19 protein-coding genes are annotated in these 19380 nt (G+C 68.9%); 10 read left to right on the top strand and 9 right to left on the bottom strand.

The features are described from left to right. The first annotated feature begins 135 nt into the window (after positions 1-135). From ACZ5Y0_RS22605 to trxA, 5 genes are all read left to right on the top strand, one after another. A complete protein-coding gene (locus tag ACZ5Y0_RS22605; protein ID WP_469130486.1) occupies positions 136-1851 on the top strand; it encodes a protein kinase family protein in 1716 nt (571 codons plus the stop codon). Positions 1852-1879: 28 nt separating this feature from the next. Continuing rightward, a complete protein-coding gene (gene sigM, locus ACZ5Y0_RS22600; protein WP_469130485.1) occupies positions 1880-2605 on the top strand; it encodes an RNA polymerase sigma factor SigM in 726 nt (241 codons plus the stop codon). Continuing rightward, the gene (locus tag ACZ5Y0_RS22595; RefSeq protein WP_469130484.1) at positions 2602-3501 is read left to right on the top strand and encodes an anti-sigma factor; all 900 of its coding nucleotides are present in this window, start codon (positions 2602-2604) and stop codon (positions 3499-3501) included. Before sigM ends, ACZ5Y0_RS22595 begins: the two co-directional genes overlap by 4 nt. Positions 3502-3668: 167 nt before the next feature. Next, positions 3669-4637, top strand: a complete 969-nt coding sequence (trxB, locus tag ACZ5Y0_RS22590; protein WP_469130483.1) for a thioredoxin-disulfide reductase — start codon at positions 3669-3671, stop codon at positions 4635-4637. A 43-nt stretch (positions 4638-4680) separates the two neighbouring features. Then, positions 4681-5010: a thioredoxin gene (gene trxA / locus ACZ5Y0_RS22585; protein WP_073491213.1), complete on the top strand. Its 330-nt coding sequence runs from the start codon at positions 4681-4683 to the stop codon at positions 5008-5010. A gap of 138 nt (positions 5011-5148) precedes the next feature. Here trxA and ACZ5Y0_RS22580 read toward each other — a convergent pair whose 3' ends face one another. The 9 genes from ACZ5Y0_RS22580 to rpmH all read right to left on the bottom strand — a co-directional run bounded on the left by ACZ5Y0_RS22580 (position 5149) and on the right by rpmH (position 12029). Then, positions 5149-5766 carry a GNAT family N-acetyltransferase gene (locus ACZ5Y0_RS22580; protein ID WP_469130482.1) on the bottom strand — a complete coding sequence of 206 codons (618 nt, stop codon included), beginning with the start codon at positions 5764-5766 and terminating at the stop codon, positions 5149-5151. A gap of 326 nt (positions 5767-6092) precedes the next feature. Next, positions 6093-7193 (bottom strand): ParB/RepB/Spo0J family partition protein, encoded by a 1101-nt coding sequence (locus ACZ5Y0_RS22575; RefSeq protein ID WP_469130481.1) that lies wholly within the window; start codon positions 7191-7193, stop codon positions 6093-6095. Continuing rightward, on the bottom strand, positions 7190-8260 hold the full coding sequence (locus ACZ5Y0_RS22570) for a ParA family protein (protein WP_469130575.1): 1071 nt from the start codon (positions 8258-8260) through the stop codon (positions 7190-7192). Before ACZ5Y0_RS22570 ends, ACZ5Y0_RS22575 begins: the two co-directional genes overlap by 4 nt. A 262-nt stretch (positions 8261-8522) precedes the next feature. Beyond that, a complete protein-coding gene (gene rsmG, locus ACZ5Y0_RS22565) occupies positions 8523-9239 on the bottom strand; it encodes a 16S rRNA (guanine(527)-N(7))-methyltransferase RsmG (protein WP_469130480.1) in 717 nt (238 codons plus the stop codon). A gap of 118 nt (positions 9240-9357) precedes the next feature. Beyond that, positions 9358-9870, bottom strand: coding sequence for a Jag family protein (locus ACZ5Y0_RS22560; protein ID WP_469130479.1), 513 nt, complete (start codon positions 9868-9870; stop codon positions 9358-9360). Between the two features lie 15 nt (positions 9871-9885). Further along, positions 9886-11145, bottom strand: a complete 1260-nt coding sequence (gene yidC, locus ACZ5Y0_RS22555; RefSeq protein WP_469130478.1) for a membrane protein insertase YidC — start codon at positions 11143-11145, stop codon at positions 9886-9888. A 3-nt stretch (positions 11146-11148) separates the two neighbouring features. Continuing rightward, the gene (yidD, locus tag ACZ5Y0_RS22550) at positions 11149-11502 is read right to left on the bottom strand and encodes a membrane protein insertion efficiency factor YidD (protein WP_469130477.1); all 354 of its coding nucleotides are present in this window, start codon (positions 11500-11502) and stop codon (positions 11149-11151) included. Continuing rightward, positions 11499-11870: a ribonuclease P protein component gene (gene rnpA / locus ACZ5Y0_RS22545; RefSeq protein WP_073491208.1), complete on the bottom strand. Its 372-nt coding sequence runs from the start codon at positions 11868-11870 to the stop codon at positions 11499-11501. Before rnpA ends, yidD begins: the two co-directional genes overlap by 4 nt. A 21-nt stretch (positions 11871-11891) precedes the next feature. Further along, positions 11892-12029 carry a 50S ribosomal protein L34 gene (rpmH, locus tag ACZ5Y0_RS22540; RefSeq protein WP_018846094.1) on the bottom strand — a complete coding sequence of 46 codons (138 nt, stop codon included), beginning with the start codon at positions 12027-12029 and terminating at the stop codon, positions 11892-11894. 378 nt (positions 12030-12407) lie between these two features. Between rpmH and dnaA the strand changes: the two genes are divergently transcribed. The 5 genes from dnaA (at position 12408) to ACZ5Y0_RS22515 (ending at position 19149) form a co-directional block, all read left to right on the top strand. Next, positions 12408-14357 (top strand): chromosomal replication initiator protein DnaA, encoded by a 1950-nt coding sequence (gene dnaA, locus ACZ5Y0_RS22535; protein ID WP_469130476.1) that lies wholly within the window; start codon positions 12408-12410, stop codon positions 14355-14357. Between the two features lie 869 nt (positions 14358-15226). Further along, complete coding sequence (gene dnaN / locus ACZ5Y0_RS22530; RefSeq protein WP_469130475.1) at positions 15227-16357, top strand: DNA polymerase III subunit beta; 1131 nt, start codon at positions 15227-15229, stop codon at positions 16355-16357. A 189-nt stretch (positions 16358-16546) separates the two neighbouring features. Further along, entirely contained in the window at positions 16547-17422 is an 876-nt protein-coding gene (gnd, locus tag ACZ5Y0_RS22525; protein WP_252544939.1) for a phosphogluconate dehydrogenase (NAD(+)-dependent, decarboxylating), read from the top strand. A gap of 78 nt (positions 17423-17500) precedes the next feature. Then, positions 17501-18622, top strand: a complete 1122-nt coding sequence (gene recF, locus ACZ5Y0_RS22520; protein WP_469130474.1) for a DNA replication/repair protein RecF — start codon at positions 17501-17503, stop codon at positions 18620-18622. After that, on the top strand, positions 18619-19149 hold the full coding sequence (locus ACZ5Y0_RS22515) for a DciA family protein (RefSeq protein WP_469130473.1): 531 nt from the start codon (positions 18619-18621) through the stop codon (positions 19147-19149). Before recF ends, ACZ5Y0_RS22515 begins: the two co-directional genes overlap by 4 nt. The last annotated feature ends 231 nt before the right edge of the window (positions 19150-19380 follow it).

The following is a 19380-nucleotide window of genomic DNA, read 5'->3' as shown; positions in this document are numbered from 1 at the left end:
GCACGAGGAGGCGCACAACCATCGTCCGCCGCCGCGTGTCGTGCATAGCGGCGGACTGTGGGCACAATTGGTTTCGGCGTCGGACGGCGCGCACGAGGTCGGACGGCGCGCATGGATGGGGAGGCAGGAACGACGGTGGCGGAACGGAGTACGGCTGCCGTCGACGTGGCAGACAACAGCGGTGACGAGCCGCTGACCGCACAGGCGGACCAGTCCACGGCCGACGGTGTGGCCACGAACCGGGAGCGGGACACGGACAGCGACGAGGCACAGGGGAGTAGCGGGACCGAGGGTCCCGGGAAGGCCTCGACGCCAGAACTGCACAGCGGCCACAAGCTCGCCAGGCGCTACCGACTCGAGGACTGCGTCACCCGTCTGGACGGCTTCAGCAGTTGGCGTGCGGTCGACGAGAAACTCCGCCGTGCCGTCGGCGTCCATGTTCTGCCCGCGGATCACACGCGGGCCCGTTCCGTCCTGGCGGCGGCCCGGTCCTCCGCCCTGCTCGGCGACCCTCGCTTCGTCCAGGTCCTGGACGCCGTCGAAGAGAACGACCTCGTCTACGTCGTCCACGAGTGGCTGCCCGACGCCACCGAACTGACCACCCTCCTCGCCTCCGGACCGCTGGAGCCGCACGACGCGTACCAGATGGTGAGTCAGATCGCCTCGGCCATGGCGGCCGCCCACCGCGAAGGGCTCGCCCACCTGCGGTTGAACCCCAACGCGGTGCTGCGTACCTCCACCGGGCAGTGGCGTATCCGCGGCCTCGCGGTGAACGCGGCGCTGCGCGGCATCAGCTCCGACACTCCCCAGCGCACCGACACCGAAGCGATCGGCGCCCTGCTGTACGCGGCACTCACCCAGCGCTGGCCGTACGAGAACGCCGCCTACGGCCTGTCCGGGCTGCCCAAGGACATCGGGCTGATCGCCCCCGACCAGGTACGTGCCGGCGTCCACCGCGGCCTGTCGGAGCTGACGATGCGCGCTCTCGTCAACGACGGGGCGACCGCCTCCCGGCACGAGTCGGCCTGCACCACTCCGGAGGAACTGGTCAAGGCCATCGGTGAGATGCCCCGCATCCGCCCGCCGGAGCCCGCGTTCACCGCTCCCCCCGAGTACCAGCGCACGACGTACCAGCAGGGCAGCTACGGACGTCCCGCGACCCACCCGGGCGCCACCCAGCCGGTGCAGAGCCCGCCTCCCCCGTTGCAGAGCCGCACCGGCAAGGCGCTCAAGTGGGCGGTCTCCGCGCTGCTGATCGCGGCCCTCGGCCTCGGCAGCTGGCAGCTGGCGGACGCCCTGATGGACCAGGGCGACTCCGACGACACGAACCAGACGCAGACGACGGACGGCGACGACAACAACAGCGCCGCGCCCAGGCCGGTCCAGCAGCTCAAGATCCAGAGCTCGCAGGAGTACGTCGCCAGCGGTGCCGCCCAGGCACCGGAGGACGTCGCCAACACCTATGACGGCGACAGCTCCACCTACTGGCGGACGAAGCGCTACGACGACGGCCCTGAACTCGCTCCGTACAAGCCCGGAGTGGGCATCGTGTACGACCTCGGATCGGCACAGGAGGTCTCCGCGGCGTCGATAGGACTCCGGTACGTCGGCGACCACACGACCGTGAAGCTCTACGCCACGGACTCGCTCACCCCTTCCACAGGCATCAGCGGGATGCGGGAGATCGGCACGGCCGACGCCAGCGGGAGCTCGCTCACGGTGAAGGCGTCGAAGACCGTGAGGACCCAGTACGTGCTGCTCTGGATCACCGCCGTCCCGTTCGCCCCCACCGACGGCTTCAGCGGCTCCGGCTACAAACAGGCCATCACCGACGTGAAGTTCACGGGCTGAGATCTCACCCGATGGGGAGGGGGGTCCGATGACACCAGGTGCCGGGTACGGCGGAATCAGCGATCAGGACCTCCTCGCCCGCCACGTGGCGGGCGATCCCGACGCCTTCGGTGAGCTTGTGCGGCGTCACCGTGACCGGCTGTGGGCCGTGGCCCTGAAAACGTTGGGAGACCGCGAGGAGGCCGCTGACGCGGTCCAGGACGCTCTCGTGTCCGCCTACCGCGCCGCCCACACCTTCCGCGGCCAGTCCGCCGTGACCACCTGGCTGCACCGGATCACCGTGAACGCCTGCCTGGACCGGGCCCGCAAGGCGGCCTCCCGCAAAACCTCCCCGGTCGACGACACCGAGCGCCTGGAGCTGTTGCTGGAGCCTCACGAGTCGGCCTCGGCACCCGCCGAACGCAACGACCTGCACCGCCAGCTCCTCGAAGCTCTCGGCACTCTCCCGCCCGAGCAGCGTGCGGCGCTCGTCCTGGTCGACATGCAGGGCTACCCGGTCGCCGATGCCGCCCGCATGCTCGACGTTCCCGCAGGGACGGTGAAGAGCCGCTGCGCCCGCGGCAGAGCGAGACTCCTGCCTTTGCTCACCCATCTGCGGCCCGCGGCTTCCGGCGAGGCGACAGAAAGCGGTCGAGAACGGAACCGGGCGCAGGGGACATCCGTCCCACCGGCAGCGGGTCCTCGGGCCGAGGACCCGGACGGCGCCGGCACCGGCGATTCAACTGCTGTGAAGGGCGGAGGTGGGCGAACGTGACATCGACGACGGACACGGCCGGGCACCCGGACGTCGCGGAGATCTCCGACTTCACCGAGGGTCTGCTCCTCCCCTCTCGCAGTGCGGAGGTACGGCGCCATCTGGACACCTGCGTGCTCTGCGCGGACGTCCACGCGTCGCTGGAGGAGATCAGAGGCCTCCTCGGGACACTGCCCGGGCCGACCCGGATGCCGGACGATGTCGCCCAGCGCATCGATGCCGCACTGGCCGCCGACGCCTTGATCAGTGCCACGGCTCCGGAACCGCTGGCCACGGCGGGGTCTGCCGCTCCAGCCGCGGACCACGCCACTGCTCATGTTCCACGTGAAACATCGGCGACGCGACCGCGGCCCGCCGGGCATGCCCGTAGCACCACCACCGGACCGGGCCGCAAGAATCGCCCACCGGGCGGGCGCCGCAGGATCGCCGCACTCGGGACCGCCCTCGCCGTCGCCGCCCTGGGCCTCGGGTCGGTTCTGGTGTCGTCGCTGACCGGCGACGAGGGGCCGGGGACCTCGGCGCCCGGCCGGCGGGCCACCGTCGCGGACACCTTCTCCGAGAACGGTCTGGAACAGAAGGTCGCTGGTCTCCTGGCCGCCTCCCCCCACTCCAGTCCGCACACGCTGGGAATGCAGGGCGAGCCCGAGACCAACAGTCCCCGGATCTTGCAGCAACCCACGGTGCCCGGCTGCATCCAGAAGGGCATCGATCGGAAGAACGCGGCTCTGGCCGCCGAGAAGGGCACATACCAGGGGAAGGAAGCTTTCCTCGTGGTTCTGCCCGAAGGCTCCGACAGCAGCCGGGTCACCGCGTACCTCATGGATGCGACCTGCGTCAGGCAGCCGTCGTCCGGCACGGCGACAATCCTTCTGAAGGTCTCCTACGCCCGCCGGTGACGCTTCGCGCTTCGTCCTCGTCGTGCGTGGTATCCCGTACGGCGCGGGCCCTTTCGTGTGCCCGGACACACCGGGAATGCACGCCCCTTAGGATCCGTTGGGTGGGGTGAGAGTTCCCAGACGCTCCCCCGGTCGATCGACACAGACCAGAGACGAGGAATCAAGCCGTGAGCGACGTCCGAAACGTGATCATCATCGGCTCCGGGCCCGCCGGCTACACGGCGGCGCTCTACACGGCCCGCGCTTCGCTGAAGCCGCTGGTGTTCGAAGGAGCCGTCACCGCGGGCGGCGCCCTGATGAACACCACTGAGGTGGAGAACTTCCCTGGCTTCCAGGACGGCATCATGGGCCCGGAGCTCATGGACAACATGCGCGCCCAGGCCGAGCGCTTCGGGGCCGAGCTGATCCCCGACGACGTCGTCTCCGTCGACCTCAGCGGTGAGATCAAGACGGTGACCGACACGGCCGGCACTGTGCACCGGGCCAAGGCTGTCATCGTCACCACCGGCTCTCAGCACCGCAAGCTCGGCCTGCCCAACGAGGACGCCCTCTCGGGCCGCGGTGTCTCGTGGTGTGCCACGTGCGACGGCTTCTTCTTCAAGGACCAGGACATCGCCGTGATCGGCGGCGGGGACACCGCGATGGAGGAGGCCACATTCCTCTCGCGCTTCGCCAAGTCCGTGACGATCGTCCACCGGCGTGACACCCTGCGCGCCTCCAAGGCGATGCAGGAGCGTGCCTTCGCCGACCCGAAGATCAGCTTCGTCTGGGACAGCGAGGTCGCCGAGATCCAGGGTGATCCCAAGCTGGCCGGTCTGAAGCTGCGCAATCTCAAGACCGGTGAACTCTCCGACCTGCCGGTGACGGGCCTGTTCATCGCGATCGGCCACGACCCGCGCACCGAGCTCTTCAAGGGACAGCTCGAGCTGGACGAGGAGGGTTACCTCAAGGTTGCCGCCCCGTCCACCCGGACGAACGTGACGGGCGTCTTCGCCGCCGGAGACGTCGTCGACCACACCTACCGTCAGGCGATCACCGCGGCCGGCACCGGCTGCTCCGCCGCCCTGGACGCCGAGCGCTACCTCGCCGCCCTCGCGGACGAGGAGCAGGCCGAGCCCGAGAAGACCGCCGTCTGACCCCCTCCCGCCCCACCGCACACATCAGTTAAAGGAGCCCGCCGTGGCCGACCTCAAGCACGTAACCGACGACTCCTTCGAGCAGGACGTCCTCAAGAGCGAGAAGCCCGTCCTGGTGGACTTCTGGGCTGCCTGGTGCGGCCCGTGCCGCCAGATCGCTCCGTCTCTCGAAGCGATCGCGGCCGAGTACGGCGACAAGATCGAGGTCGTCAAGCTCAACATCGACGAGAACCCGGGTACGGCCGCCAAGTACGGCGTGATGTCCATCCCGACCCTGAACGTCTACCAGAACGGCGAGGTCGCCAAGACGATCGTCGGCGCCAAGCCCAAGGCCGCGCTCGTCCGCGACCTCGAGGACTTCATCGCCGAGTGACCTTCTGGCGCTCCAACGCCGGATGTTTCACGTGAAACAGGAGTGGGCCGACCCGGAGGGTCGGCCCACTCGCTTGTCACGAACCGGGCACTCAAGGCCGATCGCATGAATCCAGTCACGCGAACCCGGTCCCAACCATTACAGCGGTCGCAGCGCCGGCTCCTTCTGCACGGCCCCCAGCAGTCGGTCGAGCGCCATCTCCACGTCTTCCTTCCAGGAGAGGGTGGTGCGCAGCTCCAGTCTCAACCGCGGGTGAGAGGGGTGCGGCCGGACCGTCTTGAAGCCCACCGCCAGCAGATGATCGGCCGGCAGAAGGCAGGCGGGGTCCTTCCAGCGGGCGTCTCCAAATGCCTCGACCGCTTTGAAGCCTCGGCGCAGCAGATCCTTGGCAACCGTCTGGACCATCACTCGGCCGAGCCCTTGGCCCTGGTAGCCCGGCATGATGAACGCGGTCATCAGCTGCACCGCGTCCGGGGAGACGGGGCTTGTGGGGAACGCCGTCGAGCGGGCAACGTACGCGGGCGGAGCGTAGAGCACGTAGCCCACCGGGACGTCATCGACATAAACGACCCGGCCGCAGGAGCCCCAGTCGAGCAGGACGGCGGAGATCCAGGCCTCCTTCTCCACCGTCGCCGTGCCAGCTCCTATCGCTGCCTCACCGCTGACGGGGTCCAGCTCCCAGAAGACACACGAGCGGCAGCGCTGGGGAAGGTCCTGAAGATTGTCCAGTGTGAGCGGTACGAGCCGGCGCCCCATGAAGGCTGATCCTCGCTTCCTTCGCCCGCGGCATCGCGAGCGGCTGTCAGAGCGCTCCGTTCCCTGAGCAGGCTGCCGACGAACCCGCCGACCGCACCGAGCCCCAAGGCAGCACCCATCAGTCTGGTCCGGCTCATCGTTCGCATGGCCCCTGCCTCCTACTCAGAGGTGTCATCAGGTGGTCGCGCCATACCTCATCGCATCGTATCCACGACGCCATGGCCTCGACACCGCCTGACCGCAAAGAGCGAGCCGCGTTCCGCAGACACCGGAGGCGGCTCGCTCTTGGCAGTCGGCGGGACGGTACAGCCCGGCCAGGGGACGGCTCAGTCGTCCGCTTCCTCGGACTCACCCTCCACGAGGCCCCTCTGGAGAACGGGCCCTTCGCCGGGAGCCAAGCTGTCGAGGATCCGCTCAAGATCTTCCATGGAGGCGAACTCGACGGTGATCTTGCCCTTCTTCTGTCCCAGGTCGACCTTCACTCGGGTCTCGAAGCGGTCCGAGAGCCGGGTGGCGAGGTCGGACAGCGCCGGCGAGACCCGGCCTCCGGCGCGGGGGCCCTTGGATCGCTGAGGAGCCTGAGGGTGCGCACCCATCAGGGTCACGATCTCCTCGACCGCCCGCACGGACAGCCCTTCCGCCACAATGCGGTGGGCCAGCCTGTCCTGCTCCTCCGAGTCATTGACGGAGAGCAGGGCTCGGGCATGGCCGGCCGAAAGCACACCAGCCGCCACCCGGCGCTGGACCGCCGGGGAGAGCCTCAGCAGCCGCAGCGTGTTGGAGACCTGGGGACGCGAGCGTCCGATCCGGTCGGCCAACTGGTCATGCGTGCAGTTGAAGTCCTTCAGCAACTGGTCGTACGCGGCAGCCTCCTCCAACGGGTTCAGCTGAGCCCGGTGGAGGTTCTCCAGCAACGCGTCCAGAAGGAGCTTCTCGTCCTCCGTGGCCCGGACGATCGCCGGAATCGCCTCCAGGCCGGCTTCACGACAGGCCCGCCAACGCCGCTCGCCCATGATCAGCTCGTAACGCGCGGGGCCGATCTGCCGCACGACGACCGGCTGGAGGAGGCCGACCTCCCTGATGGAGGTGATCAGCTCCTGGAGCGCGTCCTCGTCGAATACCTCACGCGGCTGGCGCGGGTTCGGGGTGATCGAGTCGAGCGGAAGTTCCGCGAAGTGGGCGCCCATGGGCGGGGCGGGCACGTCCGCACCACCGTTCGCCGAGAGCCCCTCGGTTTCACGTGGAACAGGCGGCAGCGTGGCCACCTTCGCTGCGGCCACCCCACGGTCGGTCGTCAGAACCGGAACACCGGCGGACGACGTGGAGGCCACGCCTCCCACGGCGGTCTGCGCCGGTGTCCTCTCGGTCGGTGCAGCAGGGATCAGTGCACCGAGACCACGACCCAGCCCCCTCCGTCGATCACTCACTGGATCCCCTCCATGGTCGGATTGTTCTGGGCGCCGAGATGGGCGTGCGCAGCGTCGTAGGTGACGCCGACACCCCTCAGCGCGATCTCTCGGGCTGCTTCAAGGTAGGACAGGGCACCGCTCGATCCAGGGTCGTAGGTGAGCACCGTCTGCCCATAGCTCGGCGCCTCGGAGATGCGGACCGAGCGAGGAATGCTCGTCCGCAGCACCTCGTCGCCGAAGTGGGTGCGCACCTCCTCGGCGACCTGCGATGCGAGGCGCGTCCGGCCGTCGTACATGGTGAGCAGGATGGTCGACACATGGAGCGTGGGGTTGAGGTGCCCCCGCACCAGGTCGACGTTGCGCAGCAGCTGACCCAGTCCCTCCAGTGCGTAGTACTCGCACTGGATCGGGATGAGGACCTCCTGGCCGGCAACGAGCGCGTTGACCGTCAGCAGGCCGAGTGAGGGAGGACAGTCGATGAGGACATAGTCCAGCGGCTGCTCGTACGCCTGGATGGCTCGCTCGAGCCGGCTCTCGCGAGCCACCAGCGACACCAGCTCGATCTCCGCACCGGCGAGGTCGATCGTGGCGGGGGCGCAGAAGAGGCCTTCGACATCGGGGACCGGTTGGACCACTTCCGCCAGAGGGCGGCTCTCGACCAACACGTCGTAGATGGATGGAACCTCGGCGTGATGGTCGATCCCGAGGGCGGTGGACGCATTGCCCTGCGGGTCAAGGTCGATCACCAGGACACGACCACCGTGCAGCGCCAGCGAAGCGGCAAGGTTGACGGTCGTCGTCGTCTTGCCCACGCCGCCCTTCTGGTTGGCGACCACGATGATGCGGGTCTGCTCAGGCCGCGGCAGGTCTTCGCCGGCGCGGCCGAGAGCCTCCACCGCCAGTTGGGCAGCACGACCGATCGGAGTGTCGTCCATCGGAGGCGGTGTTTCACGTGAAACATCCTCCCCCATCGACTCGGTACGGGGACCGGGGACCGGATCGGTCATCGGTCCCGCGATGTTGGCGTCGGACCGCAACGATTCACTCTCCTCGACTTCAGGCTCGCAATGAACAGAGCCTCCCATGCCTTCGGGGTGGTGAACCAGTGAGGCCTGGTCTTCTGTGGAGAAATCCACCTCTGTGGACAACTCTGCCCCCTTGACGAGTGAGCCGAGAGGCTTTCGGTCGCGGGGTTCGGCCGCAGCGCGTCCGCGACTGATGATGCCGTGCAGCAATGAGCGATGTTTCACGTGAAACACGATGCACAGCGGCCGTGACCGAAATGCCGCGACACTCCGTCATGCGCAGAACGGGCAGCTTGTGTGGAGTAGGGCTGCCTCAGCCCCGTCATCGGCGACGGCGCGTCCGCCCTGTCCGGGCCGCCTTGGCGCGCTTCGCGGCGAACCTCACACCGCCGGGGCTCTCCCCGACCTCGACCCGCACGACCGTGGAGAGCGGATCGACCACTCCCTCACCGACGTGAAGAATCGAGGTGCTCACCGCACCGAGCTTGCTGAGTGCGGTGGCCGCGCTCTTCAGTTCCTCCTCTGCGGTGTCGCCCTTCAGCGCGAGCATCTCACCGTAGGGGCGCAGCAGGGGGATGCCCCAGGCGGCCAGCCGGTCCAGGGGGGCCACGGCGCGTGCGGTCACGACGTGGACAGGCGGCAGCTTGCCCATGACTTCCTCGGCCCGGCCGCGAACGACCGTCACATGGTCCAAGCCGAGGAGCTCGACGACCTCGGTGAGAAAATTGGTGCGCCGCAGGAGGGGCTCCAGCAGCGTGATCTTCAAATCCTCCCGCACCAGGGCCAGGGGAATGCCGGGCAGGCCGGCGCCGGACCCGACGTCGCAGACCGTCACATCCTCGGGCACGGCTTCGGAGAGCACCGCACAGTTCAGAATGTGCCTCTCCCACAGCCGGGGCACCTCCCGCGGACCGATGAGCCCACGCTGCACACCTGCCTCGGCCAGGAGCTCGGCGTACCGGACCGCATCCGCGAAGCGATCACCGAATACCTCGCGTGCTTGCTCGGGCGCAGGGGGGAGCTCCGCTGCCTCCGTCACGGGGACCGTCCTTCCGTACCGCATCGACGCGTTCAGCGCCGACCACCAGAACTACCAGGCTGACAAAGACCGGCCCCGCCTGCGCGACAGACGGGGCCGGTGATACGTACGTACTGAATCAGTTGGGCAGCACGACGACGAAGCGCTGCGGCTCCTCGCCCTCGGACGCGCTGCGCAGACCGGCCGCCTTGACCGCGTCGTGGACGACCTTGCGCTCGAAAGGCGTCATCGGGTTCAGCTTGACCGGCTCCCCGCTGTTCTGCGCGTCGGCCGCGGCCTTGGCGCCCAGCTCGGAGAGTTCGGTGCGCTTCTTGGCCCGGTAACCCGCGATGTCCAGCATCAGGCGGCTGCGGTCGCCGGTCTCCCGGTGCACGGCAAGACGCGTCAGCTCCTGCAACGCCTCCAGCACCTCACCGTCCCGGCCGACGAGCTTGTAGAGATCGCGGCCACCGGCGTCGCTGATGATCGACACCGAAGCGCGGTCGGCCTCGACATCCATGTCGATGTCGCCGTCGAGGTCGGCGATGTCCAGCAGACCCTCAAGGTAGTCCGCCGCGATCTCGCCTTCCTGCTCCAGGCGGGTCAGGGTGTCTGTACCCTCGGCGGCGGCGGAGGTGGTGCCTTCCGTCACGGGATCGGCTCCTTCTTACTTCTTGGACGGGGACTTGGGGCGCTGCGGGCCGCCCTTGCGCTGCCCGGACTGGGCCTTGCTGCGCCCACCGGAGCCCGGTTTCGGCTTGGCGGCGCCGACGGGCTTGGCGTCCTGCGGCTGGTCGGACTTGGTCAGCGAGGTGGGCTCGCCGGCCGCCTTCGTGGCTCCGGACTGGCGCTGGGACTTGCTCTGGCGCTTGGGCTGCTGTCGCCGGGCCGTCGCCGTCGTGCCCTCGCCGTCCTCGGTCAGGAGGGCGGTCTGGGTCTCGCCCTTCGTCACGGTGCCGTCGGGCTGGGCCGCGAAACCCGCCTTGTTCAGACCGTTGATGAACTTGCGCTCGTAGTCGTTGCGGTCGCGGCCCTTGGCCACGATCGCCTTGACGATGGCCTTCTGACCGCGGCCGCGCGTCTTGCCGTGGTGCGTGACGTGCTTGTACAGGCGCTCCAGGTAAGCGGCCTGAGCCTTGGAACCCGGGGTCGGGTTGTTGCGGATGACGTACATCTGCTGGCCCATGGTCCACACGTTGGTGGTCAGCCAGTAGACGAGGACACCGACCGGGAAGTTGATGCCGAAGACGGCGAACATGACGGGGAAGACGTACATCAGCATCTTCTGCTGCTGCATGAACGGCGTCTTCACCGAGGTGTCGACGTTCTTCGTCATCAGCTGACGCTGGGTGAAGAACTGCGAGGCCGACATCAGGACGATCATGATGGCGGTGACCACGCGGACGTCCGTCAGCGTGGCGCCGAGCGCCTCCACCTTCGAGGCGCCGTCGGTGAACTTCGCGGCCAACGGAGCGCCGAAGATGTGCGCCTTCCGCGCGCTCTCGAGCAGCTGCTCGTCGATGACGCCGATCTTGTCGCCCGACGCGATGCCGCTGAGCACGTGGTACAGGGCGAAGAAGAACGGGGACTGCGCCAGGATGGGCAGGCACGAGGAGAGCGGGTTGGTACCCGTCTCCTTGTACAGCTTCATCATCTCTTCGGACTGGCGCTGTTTGTCGTTCTTGTAGCGCTCCTGGATCTTCTTCATCTCGGGCTGCAGTGTCTGCATCGCCCGTGTCGCCTTGATCTGCTTCACGAAGAGCGGGATCAGGCAGATCCGGATCAGGATCACCAGGGACACGATGGACAGGCCCCAGGCCCACCCGGTGTCCGGACCGAAGAGGGCGCCGTACACCTTGTGGAACTGGACGATGACCCAGGAGACGGGTGTGGTGATGAAACTGAAGAGGCTGGCAATCGTGTCCACTAATCATGCTCCTTGGGCATGGGACGGGGTCTCTGCGGCCGGGCTTGAAGAAGGATTCTCTTCGGTGGCCGTTTCGGCGGCGGAGGGCCCGCCCTTGCGTGCGCGCCATGTGTTGCGCAGCATCTCGTGCCACCGCGGACGCTTGCGCGGCGGGACATGGTCCACGCCGCCGAGCGACCACGGATTGCATCGCAGGATGCGCCAGGCGGTGAGGGCCGTTCCCTTGATGGCACCGTGCCGGTCGATGGCGGTGTAGCCGTAGTGGGAGCACGACGGGTAGTACTTGCACACCGGCCCGAGCAGCGGACTGATCGTCCACTGGTAGAGCTTGATCAAGGCCAGCAGCGGGTACTTCATCGCGCGCCCCCTCCCAGTAGCCGTTGAAGGGCGGCATCGAGGTCTTGGGCCAGCTGTGCGTGGTCGGCATCGCCCGCACCGGGCAGCGCCCGTACGACTACCAGGCTACCGGGGGGGAGGAGGGCGACACGGTCGCGCATCAGGTGGCGCAGTCTGCGCTTCACTGTGTTGCGCACGACCGCTCCGCCCACGGCCTTGCTCACGACGAAACCCGCACGCGTCGGGGGAGCGCTCTCCCCAGGCGCGTGCGGGTCCGTTGCACCGCTTCGAAGATGGACGACGAGAGTCGGGCGGCCTGCCCGACGACCCCGTCGTACCGCGGTCGCGAAGTCCTCGCGCCGCCTCAGCCGATGCTCGGTAGGCAGCACGACGTCATGACCTGATCAGGCTCAGGCGGACAGGTTGGCGCGGCCCTTGCTGCGGCGGTTCGCGAGAATCGCGCGGCCGGCACGGGTGCGCATCCGCAGGCGGAAGCCGTGGGTCTTGGCGCGACGACGGTTGTTCGGCTGGAAGGTGCGCTTGCTCACTCGGGGGCTCCAGAAATCAATCGGTGGTGGCGGGGTGCCGTCCTGGCTGTCACCGTGCGCCCACGAGGTAGCTCGCGGTCAACGCCCGAGTGCACCGCTTCCCGATCACCTGACGCGATCTGTGCCCATCGGAGGCAGGCGGCAGCAGCCATCGACAACTCGACCTGGTCACGGTACGCGCGGCTACGCCATCCGGTCAAACCGGCGGCCGTCGGGAGACACTGTCCACAGGCTGGGGACAACAACTTGAACCGCAGCCGTCGCCCTGACTACCGTGGCTGAACTCCGATTCGTTCCTTTGTCCCTGCCCCCACCCGATGCGAATCCCCAACCGTCCCACCGTCACACGAACGTGGGACCCACGAGAGAGCGTGCCCTGTGGCTGACGTACCTGCCGATCTTGCCGCAGTGTGGCCACGAGTACTGGAGCAGCTCCTCGGTGAGGGCCGCGGCCAGGGTGTCGAGGTGAAGGACGAGCACTGGATCAGGCGCTGCCAGCCGCTCGCCCTGGTCGCGGACACCGCCCTGCTCGCCGTGCCGAACGAATTCGCGAAGGGCGTCCTGGAAGGCCGCCTCGCCCCGGTCGTCAGCGAGACGCTGAGCCGGGAGTGCGGTCGGCCGATCCGGATCGCGATCACCGTCGACGACTCCGCGGGCGAACCTCCCGCCTCGTCGGCGCCTTCACGCTACGACGAATCCGAACGCCAGTCCGGCCAGTACGACGGCGGTCCGCGTGACAACCCCTACCAGGGCTACGGCCGCCACCGCGCCGATCAGCCTCAGGGGGGCGGCGACCAGGGCTCCCGCCAGGACCAGCTGCCGACCGCGCGGCCGGCCTATCCGTCGGAGTACCAGCGGCCCGAGCCCGGCGCCTGGCCCCGGCCGGGACAGGACGAGTACGGCTGGCAGCAGCAGCGCCTCGGTTTCCCCGAGCGCGACCCGTACGCGTCGCCGTCCCAGGACTCCTACGGCGGCCCCTCCGGGCAGGACCCGTACGGCCCGCCGGCCCAGGACGGGTACGGGCCGCAGGACCAGGACTCCTACGGCCCGCCCTCGCAGGACTACCGGCCGCAGGCCATGGAGCGGCCGTCCTACGACCGCTCGCCTTACGAGCAGAAGCGTTCCGAGTACCAGCAGTCACGCCCGGAGTACGACCAGCGCGACCCCACCCGCCGGGAGATGCCGGAGTCCTCGGGCGGCGGGCGTCCGCACCGGGGCCCGGCCGGCCACGGTCAGTCCGGTGGGTCCGGTGCGCCGGGCGCCAAGCCCGCGTCGGCGAGCGGACCCGGTGAGCCCACGGCCAGGCTCAACCCGAAGTACCTCTTCGACACGTTCGTCATCGGCGCCTCCAACCGCTTCGCGCACGCGGCGGCGGTCGCCGTCGCCGAGGCGCCCGCGAAGGCGTACAACCCCTTGTTCATCTACGGGGAGTCGGGGCTCGGCAAGACGCACCTGCTGCACGCCATCGGGCACTACGCGCGCAGTCTCTATCCGGGCACGCGGGTGCGGTACGTCAGCTCGGAGGAGTTCACCAACGAGTTCATCAACTCCATCCGCGACGGCAAGGGCGACAGCTTCCGCAAGCGGTACCGCGAGATGGACATCCTGCTCGTCGACGACATCCAGTTCCTGGCGGACAAGGAGTCGACGCAGGAGGAGTTCTTCCACACCTTCAACACGCTCCACAACGCCAACAAGCAGATCGTGCTGTCCTCCGACCGGCCGCCCAAGCAGCTGGTGACGCTGGAGGACCGGCTGCGGAACCGTTTCGAGTGGGGTCTGATCACGGACGTCCAGCCGCCCGAGCTGGAGACGCGGATCGCGATCCTGCGCAAGAAGGCGGTGCAGGAGCAGCTCAACGCCCCGCCCGAGGTGTTGGAGTTCATCGCGTCCCGCATCTCGCGCAACATCCGCGAGCTGGAGGGCGCGCTGATCCGGGTGACGGCCTTCGCGTCGCTCAACCGGCAGCCGGTGGATCTGGGCCTGACCGAGATCGTCCTGAAGGACCTGATGCCGGGCGGCGACGACTCGGCGCCCGAGATCACCTCGACAGCCATCATGGGCGCGACCGCCGACTACTTCGGGCTCACGGTCGAGGACCTGTGCGGCACCTCGCGGGGCCGGGCGCTGGTGACGGCCCGGCAGATCGCCATGTACCTGTGCCGCGAGCTGACGGACCTCTCGCTGCCGAAGATCGGCGCCCTGTTCGGCGGACGCGACCACACGACGGTCATGCACGCGGACCGCAAGATCCGCAATCTGATGGCCGAGCGGCGCTCCATCTACAACCAGGTGACCGAGCTGACGAACCGCATCAAGGCGGGCTGACAGAGCTTCACGGATGTGTCGAGGGCGCCCCGGGACCCGGTCCCGGGGCGCCCTTCTTGGTGCGGTGGGTCGCCGGCCGGTCATCCGCTGTTCGAATACGCGGCGGGTTACGGCCACTCTCCACAGATTCGGTGACTTTCTGCCGTCCACAACCTGGGGACTGCCAAGTTGTCCAGATCGTGTCCACAGGCGCCTCGGGTGGAAGAGAATCAGGGCAGGTCACCTGGCTGTGGATCGGTGGACAAAAGATTTCCACAGCCTGTGGACAGAAACTTCGTCCACAGGCTGTGCACGGAGTTGTCCACCGGCCGCCCACAGGCTGCGGGCGGTTGTCCCCAGCGATCACCGGCTTCTCCACACGGCTGTCCACTGTTCGGCAACCCGCCGCGCCTCCTCATCCGGTGGAGTGAAAGGCGTCACACGAAGGTGCCGGGTTGGGCTGTGGGAAAGCCGGGTAAACCTGGGGACGCACCTGGGGAGAAGTCGCCTCACCCTGTGCACGGCGTGTGCAGAACTTTTTGTTCTCCACAGAACACCCCAGTTGTCCACCGCCTCCGTCCCCAGGACCAGTGGACAAAATCTCGCCTCTGAGCTGCGGAAACAGGGTTATCCACGGTATCCACAGCCCCTACTACTACTCCCGACTAGAGAGAGCGAGAAATCCGGTTCGAAGGGGGTGCTGTGCACAACTCGCCGTCCGGGCCCCGGCTGCCCCTCGTCACGACTTGACCCGAGGGGCACCTACTGTCAGTGCGGTGCGTCAGACTGGTCCCCGGTGGTCCTTCCCCTCACAGGGGCCGACGACACCGAGACAGACGACGAAGGCCAGGCAGAGCGAGAAGCGCCGGCAACAGCAGGAGGCGGCAAGAGTGAAGATCCGGGTGGAACGCGACGTACTCGCGGAGGCAGTGGCCTGGGCGGCGCGCAGCCTCCCGGCCCGTCCGCCGGCGCCTGTCCTCGCCGGCCTCCTGCTGAAGGCCGAGGACGGAGCCCTCAGCCTCTCCAGCTTCGACTACGAGGTCTCCGCACGCGTGTCGGTGGAGACCGAGGTCGAGGAGGAGGGCACGGTCCTCGTCTCCGGCCGGTTGCTCGCGGACATCTGCCGCGCCCTCCCCAACCGTCCGGTGGAGATTTCCACGGACGGGGTACGGGCCACGGTGGTCTGCGGCTCCTCGCGGTTCACACTCCACACACTGCCTGTGGAGGAGTACCCGTCGCTGCCCCAGATGCCGAACGCGACGGGCACGGTCCCCGGCGAGGTCTTCGCCTCCGCCGCCGCCCAGGTCGCCATCGCGGCCGGCCGCGACGACACCCTGCCCGTCCTCACCGGTGTGCGCATCGAGATCGAGGGCGACTCCGTGACGCTGGCGTCCACCGACCGCTACCGCTTCGCGGTCCGCGAGTTCCTGTGGAAGCCGGAGAACCCGGACGCCTCCGCGGTCGCCCTGGTGCCCGCCAAGACGCTCCTGGACACCGCCAAGGCGCTCACGAGCGGCGACAGCGTCACCATCGCGCTGTCCGGCTCGGGCGCGGGCGAGGGCCTGATCGGTTTCGAGGGCGCCGGCCGCCGTACGACGACCCGGCTGCTGGAGGGCGACCTCCCGAAGTACCGCACGCTGTTCCCGACGGAGTTCAACTCCATCGCCGTGATCGAGACCGCCCCCTTCGTGGAGGCCGTCAAGCGTGTCGCCCTGGTCGCCGAGCGCAACACCCCGGTGCGGCTCAGCTTCGAGCAGGGCGTGCTCATCCTGGAGGCCGGCTCCAGCGACGACGCACAGGCTGTGGAGAGGGTCGACGCCCAGCTGGACGGTGACGACATCTCGATCGCCTTCAACCCGACCTTCCTGCTGGACGGCCTCAGCGCCATCGACTCCCCGGTGGCCCAGCTGTCCTTCACGACGTCCACCAAGCCCGCGCTGCTGAGCGGCAGGCCGGCGGTCGACGCCGAGGCGGACGAGGCCTACAAGTACCTGATCATGCCGGTCCGCCTCAGCGGCTGAGCCGCCCGCACCTGTCCACAGGCCGTGGAGCAACGCCTCCCGGCCTGTGGGTGAAGCCGCAGGTGAGCCCGCGGATGGGCCGTACGTCTGAGCGCGTGTGCCCACAGGTGTGCGTGACGGTCCGGGTTTAGGCTCGGACATGGGTACGAAGGTGCCCCACACGCCACACAGCGACCTAAGGAACAACTGATGGAGCTCGGTCTCGTCGGCCTCGGCAAGATGGGCGGCAACATGCGTGAGCGGATCCGCCGCGCAGGTCACACCGTCGTCGGATACGACCGCAACCCGGACCTCGCCGATGTCCACAGCCTCTCTGAGCTTGTGGGCAAGCTCAAGGGCCCGCGGGTCGTCTGGGTGATGGTCCCGGCCGGTGCCGCCACCCAGTCGACCGTCGACGAGCTGGGCGAACTGCTGGAGCCGGGGGACGTCGTCGTGGACGGCGGCAACTCCCGCTGGACGGACGACGAGAAGCACGCCGAGGAGCTGGCCGCCAAGGGCATCGGTTTCGTCGACTGCGGAGTCTCCGGAGGCGTCTGGGGCCTGGAGAACGGCTACGCGCTGATGTACGGCGGCGACGCGGAGAACGTCGCCAAGGTGCAGCCGGTCTTCGACGCGCTCAAGCCCGAGGGCGACTTCGGGGCGGTGCACGCCGGCAAGGTCGGCGCCGGCCACTTCGCGAAGATGGTCCACAACGGCATCGAGTACGCCATGATGCAGGCCTACGCCGAGGGCTGGGAGCTGCTGGAGAAGGTCGACTCGGTCACCGACGTCCGCGAGGTCTTCCGCTCCTGGCAGGAGGGCACGGTCATCCGGTCCTGGCTCCTCGACCTGGCGGTCAACGCCCTCGACGAGGACGAGCACCTCGACAAGCTGCGCGGCTACGCACAGGACTCCGGCGAGGGCCGCTGGACCGTGGAGGCCGCGATCGACAACGCCGTCCCGCTGCCCGCGATCACGGCGTCCCTGTTCGCGCGGTTCGCCTCCCGCCAGGAGGACTCGCCGCAGATGAAGATGATCGCCGCGCTCCGCAACCAGTTCGGCGGCCACGCCGTAGAGAAGAAGTAGTCCACAGGACCGTTCCGGCGGTCCGTCCCAGGACCGTACCGGCGGTCCACGACGCCGCGGGAGGTCGGCGATACGACCATGCACGTCACGCATCTGTCGCTGGCCGACTTCCGCTCGTACGCCCGGGTCGAAGTCCCGCTCGACCCGGGCGTCACCGCTTTCGTGGGCCCCAACGGGCAGGGCAAGACGAACCTCGTCGAGGCGGTCGGCTATCTCGCCACCCTCGGCAGTCACCGGGTCGCCTCCGACGCGCCCCTGGTCCGCATGGGCGCCGACCGCGCCGTCGTCCGGGCGCAGGTCCGGCAGGGCGAGCGGCAGCAACTGGTCGAGCTGGAGCTGAACCCCGGCAGGGCCAACCGTGCCCGCATCAACCGGTCCTCGCAGGTCAAGCCGCGTGACGTGCTGGGGATCGTGCGGACCGTGCTGTTCGCGCCCGAGGATCTCGCTCTGGTGAAGGGGGACCCGGGTGAGCGGCGCCGGTTCCTCGACGAGCTGATCACCGCGCGCTCTCCGCGGATGGCGGGCGTGCGCTCCGACTACGAACGGGTGCTCAGGCAGCGCAACACCCTGTTGAAGTCCGCCGCGCTGGCCCGTCGGCACGGTGGGCGGACCCTGGACCTGTCCACGCTCGACGTGTGGGACCAGCACCTCGCGCGCGTGGGTGCCGAGCTGCTCGCCCAGCGTCTCGACCTGGTGGCCGCGATCCAGCCGCTCGCCGACAAGGCGTACGAGCAGCTGGCTCCCGGCGGCGGTCCGGTCGCGCTGGAGTACAAGGCGTCGGCGCCGGGCGAGGCGCACACGCGCGAGGACCTCTACGAGCAGTTGCTGGGCGCGCTCGCCGACGTCCGCAAGCAGGAGATCGAGCGGGGTGTCACCCTCGCGGGCCCCCACCGGGACGACGTGCTGCTCAAACTCGGTCAGCTGCCCGCCAAGGGGTACGCCTCCCACGGCGAGTCCTGGTCCTACGCGCTCTCCCTGCGGCTGGCCTCCTACGACCTGCTACGGGCCGAGGGCAACGAGCCGGTCCTCATCCTCGACGACGTCTTCGCGGAGCTGGACACCCGGCGGCGGGAGCGGCTGGCGGAGCTGGTCGCTCCGGGCGAGCAGGTGCTGGTCACCGCCGCCGTGGACGACGACGTACCGCATGTGCTCGCGGGCGCGCGGTACGCCGTGGCGGAGGGGACGGTGGAGCGCGTATGACGACGCAGGAGCCGAAGAAGACGCCCGAGCCCTCCGGTGTCGACCTCGCACGCGTGGCACTGCGGGCGGCGCGCGAGCAGGCACGCGCGCGTGGAGACGCGGCACAGCAGAAGAAGCAGGCGCGGCGCGGGGGCGGCCTGCGGTCCGGCGCGCGCGCGGACGGCCGCGATCCCATGGCGCTCGGTGCGGCGATCAACCGGCTCCTCACCGAGCGCGGCTGGGAGGCGCCGGCCGCGGTGGGCGGGGTGACGGGGCGCTGGCCGCAGATCGTCGGCGAGGACGTCGCCAAGCACTGCGAACCGGAGCGGTACGACGAGGACGAGCGGGTGCTGTTCGTGCGCTGCGACTCCACGGCCTGGGCGACGAACCTGCGGCTGCTCGCCCCGACCCTGGTCGCCCGCCTCAACGAGGACCTCGGCCAGGGCAGGGTGCGGCAGATCAGGGTCCAGGGACCGGCGGGTCCGCCGCGGCGCTACGGCCCTCTGCGGGCCCCGGGCAGCAAGGGCCCCGGCGACACCTACGGGTGACTTGTGTCACGCCCTCCGGCCGGGGGCGTGCGGTACTGCCGCTCCGGCCGTCGCCCTGTACGGCCCTGTGCCGCCCGCGCGGGGTCCGGACCCGGTTCGGACGGGCCCGTCAACGCTGCGGACGGGGCGGCGAATCCGGAGCTTACTGGCCCGTAGCCAAGGGTTGACACCCGGAAGCGCTGAGTGCCTCCGTGAGCCTCTTGGAGCCCCGCTCCGTATATGGGGACCCGG

This window comes from Streptomyces sp. NPDC033216 (assembly GCF_055577115.1).
Note: the sequence above shows the minus strand (reverse complement) of the source record. Positions and strands in the feature narration are given on the sequence as shown.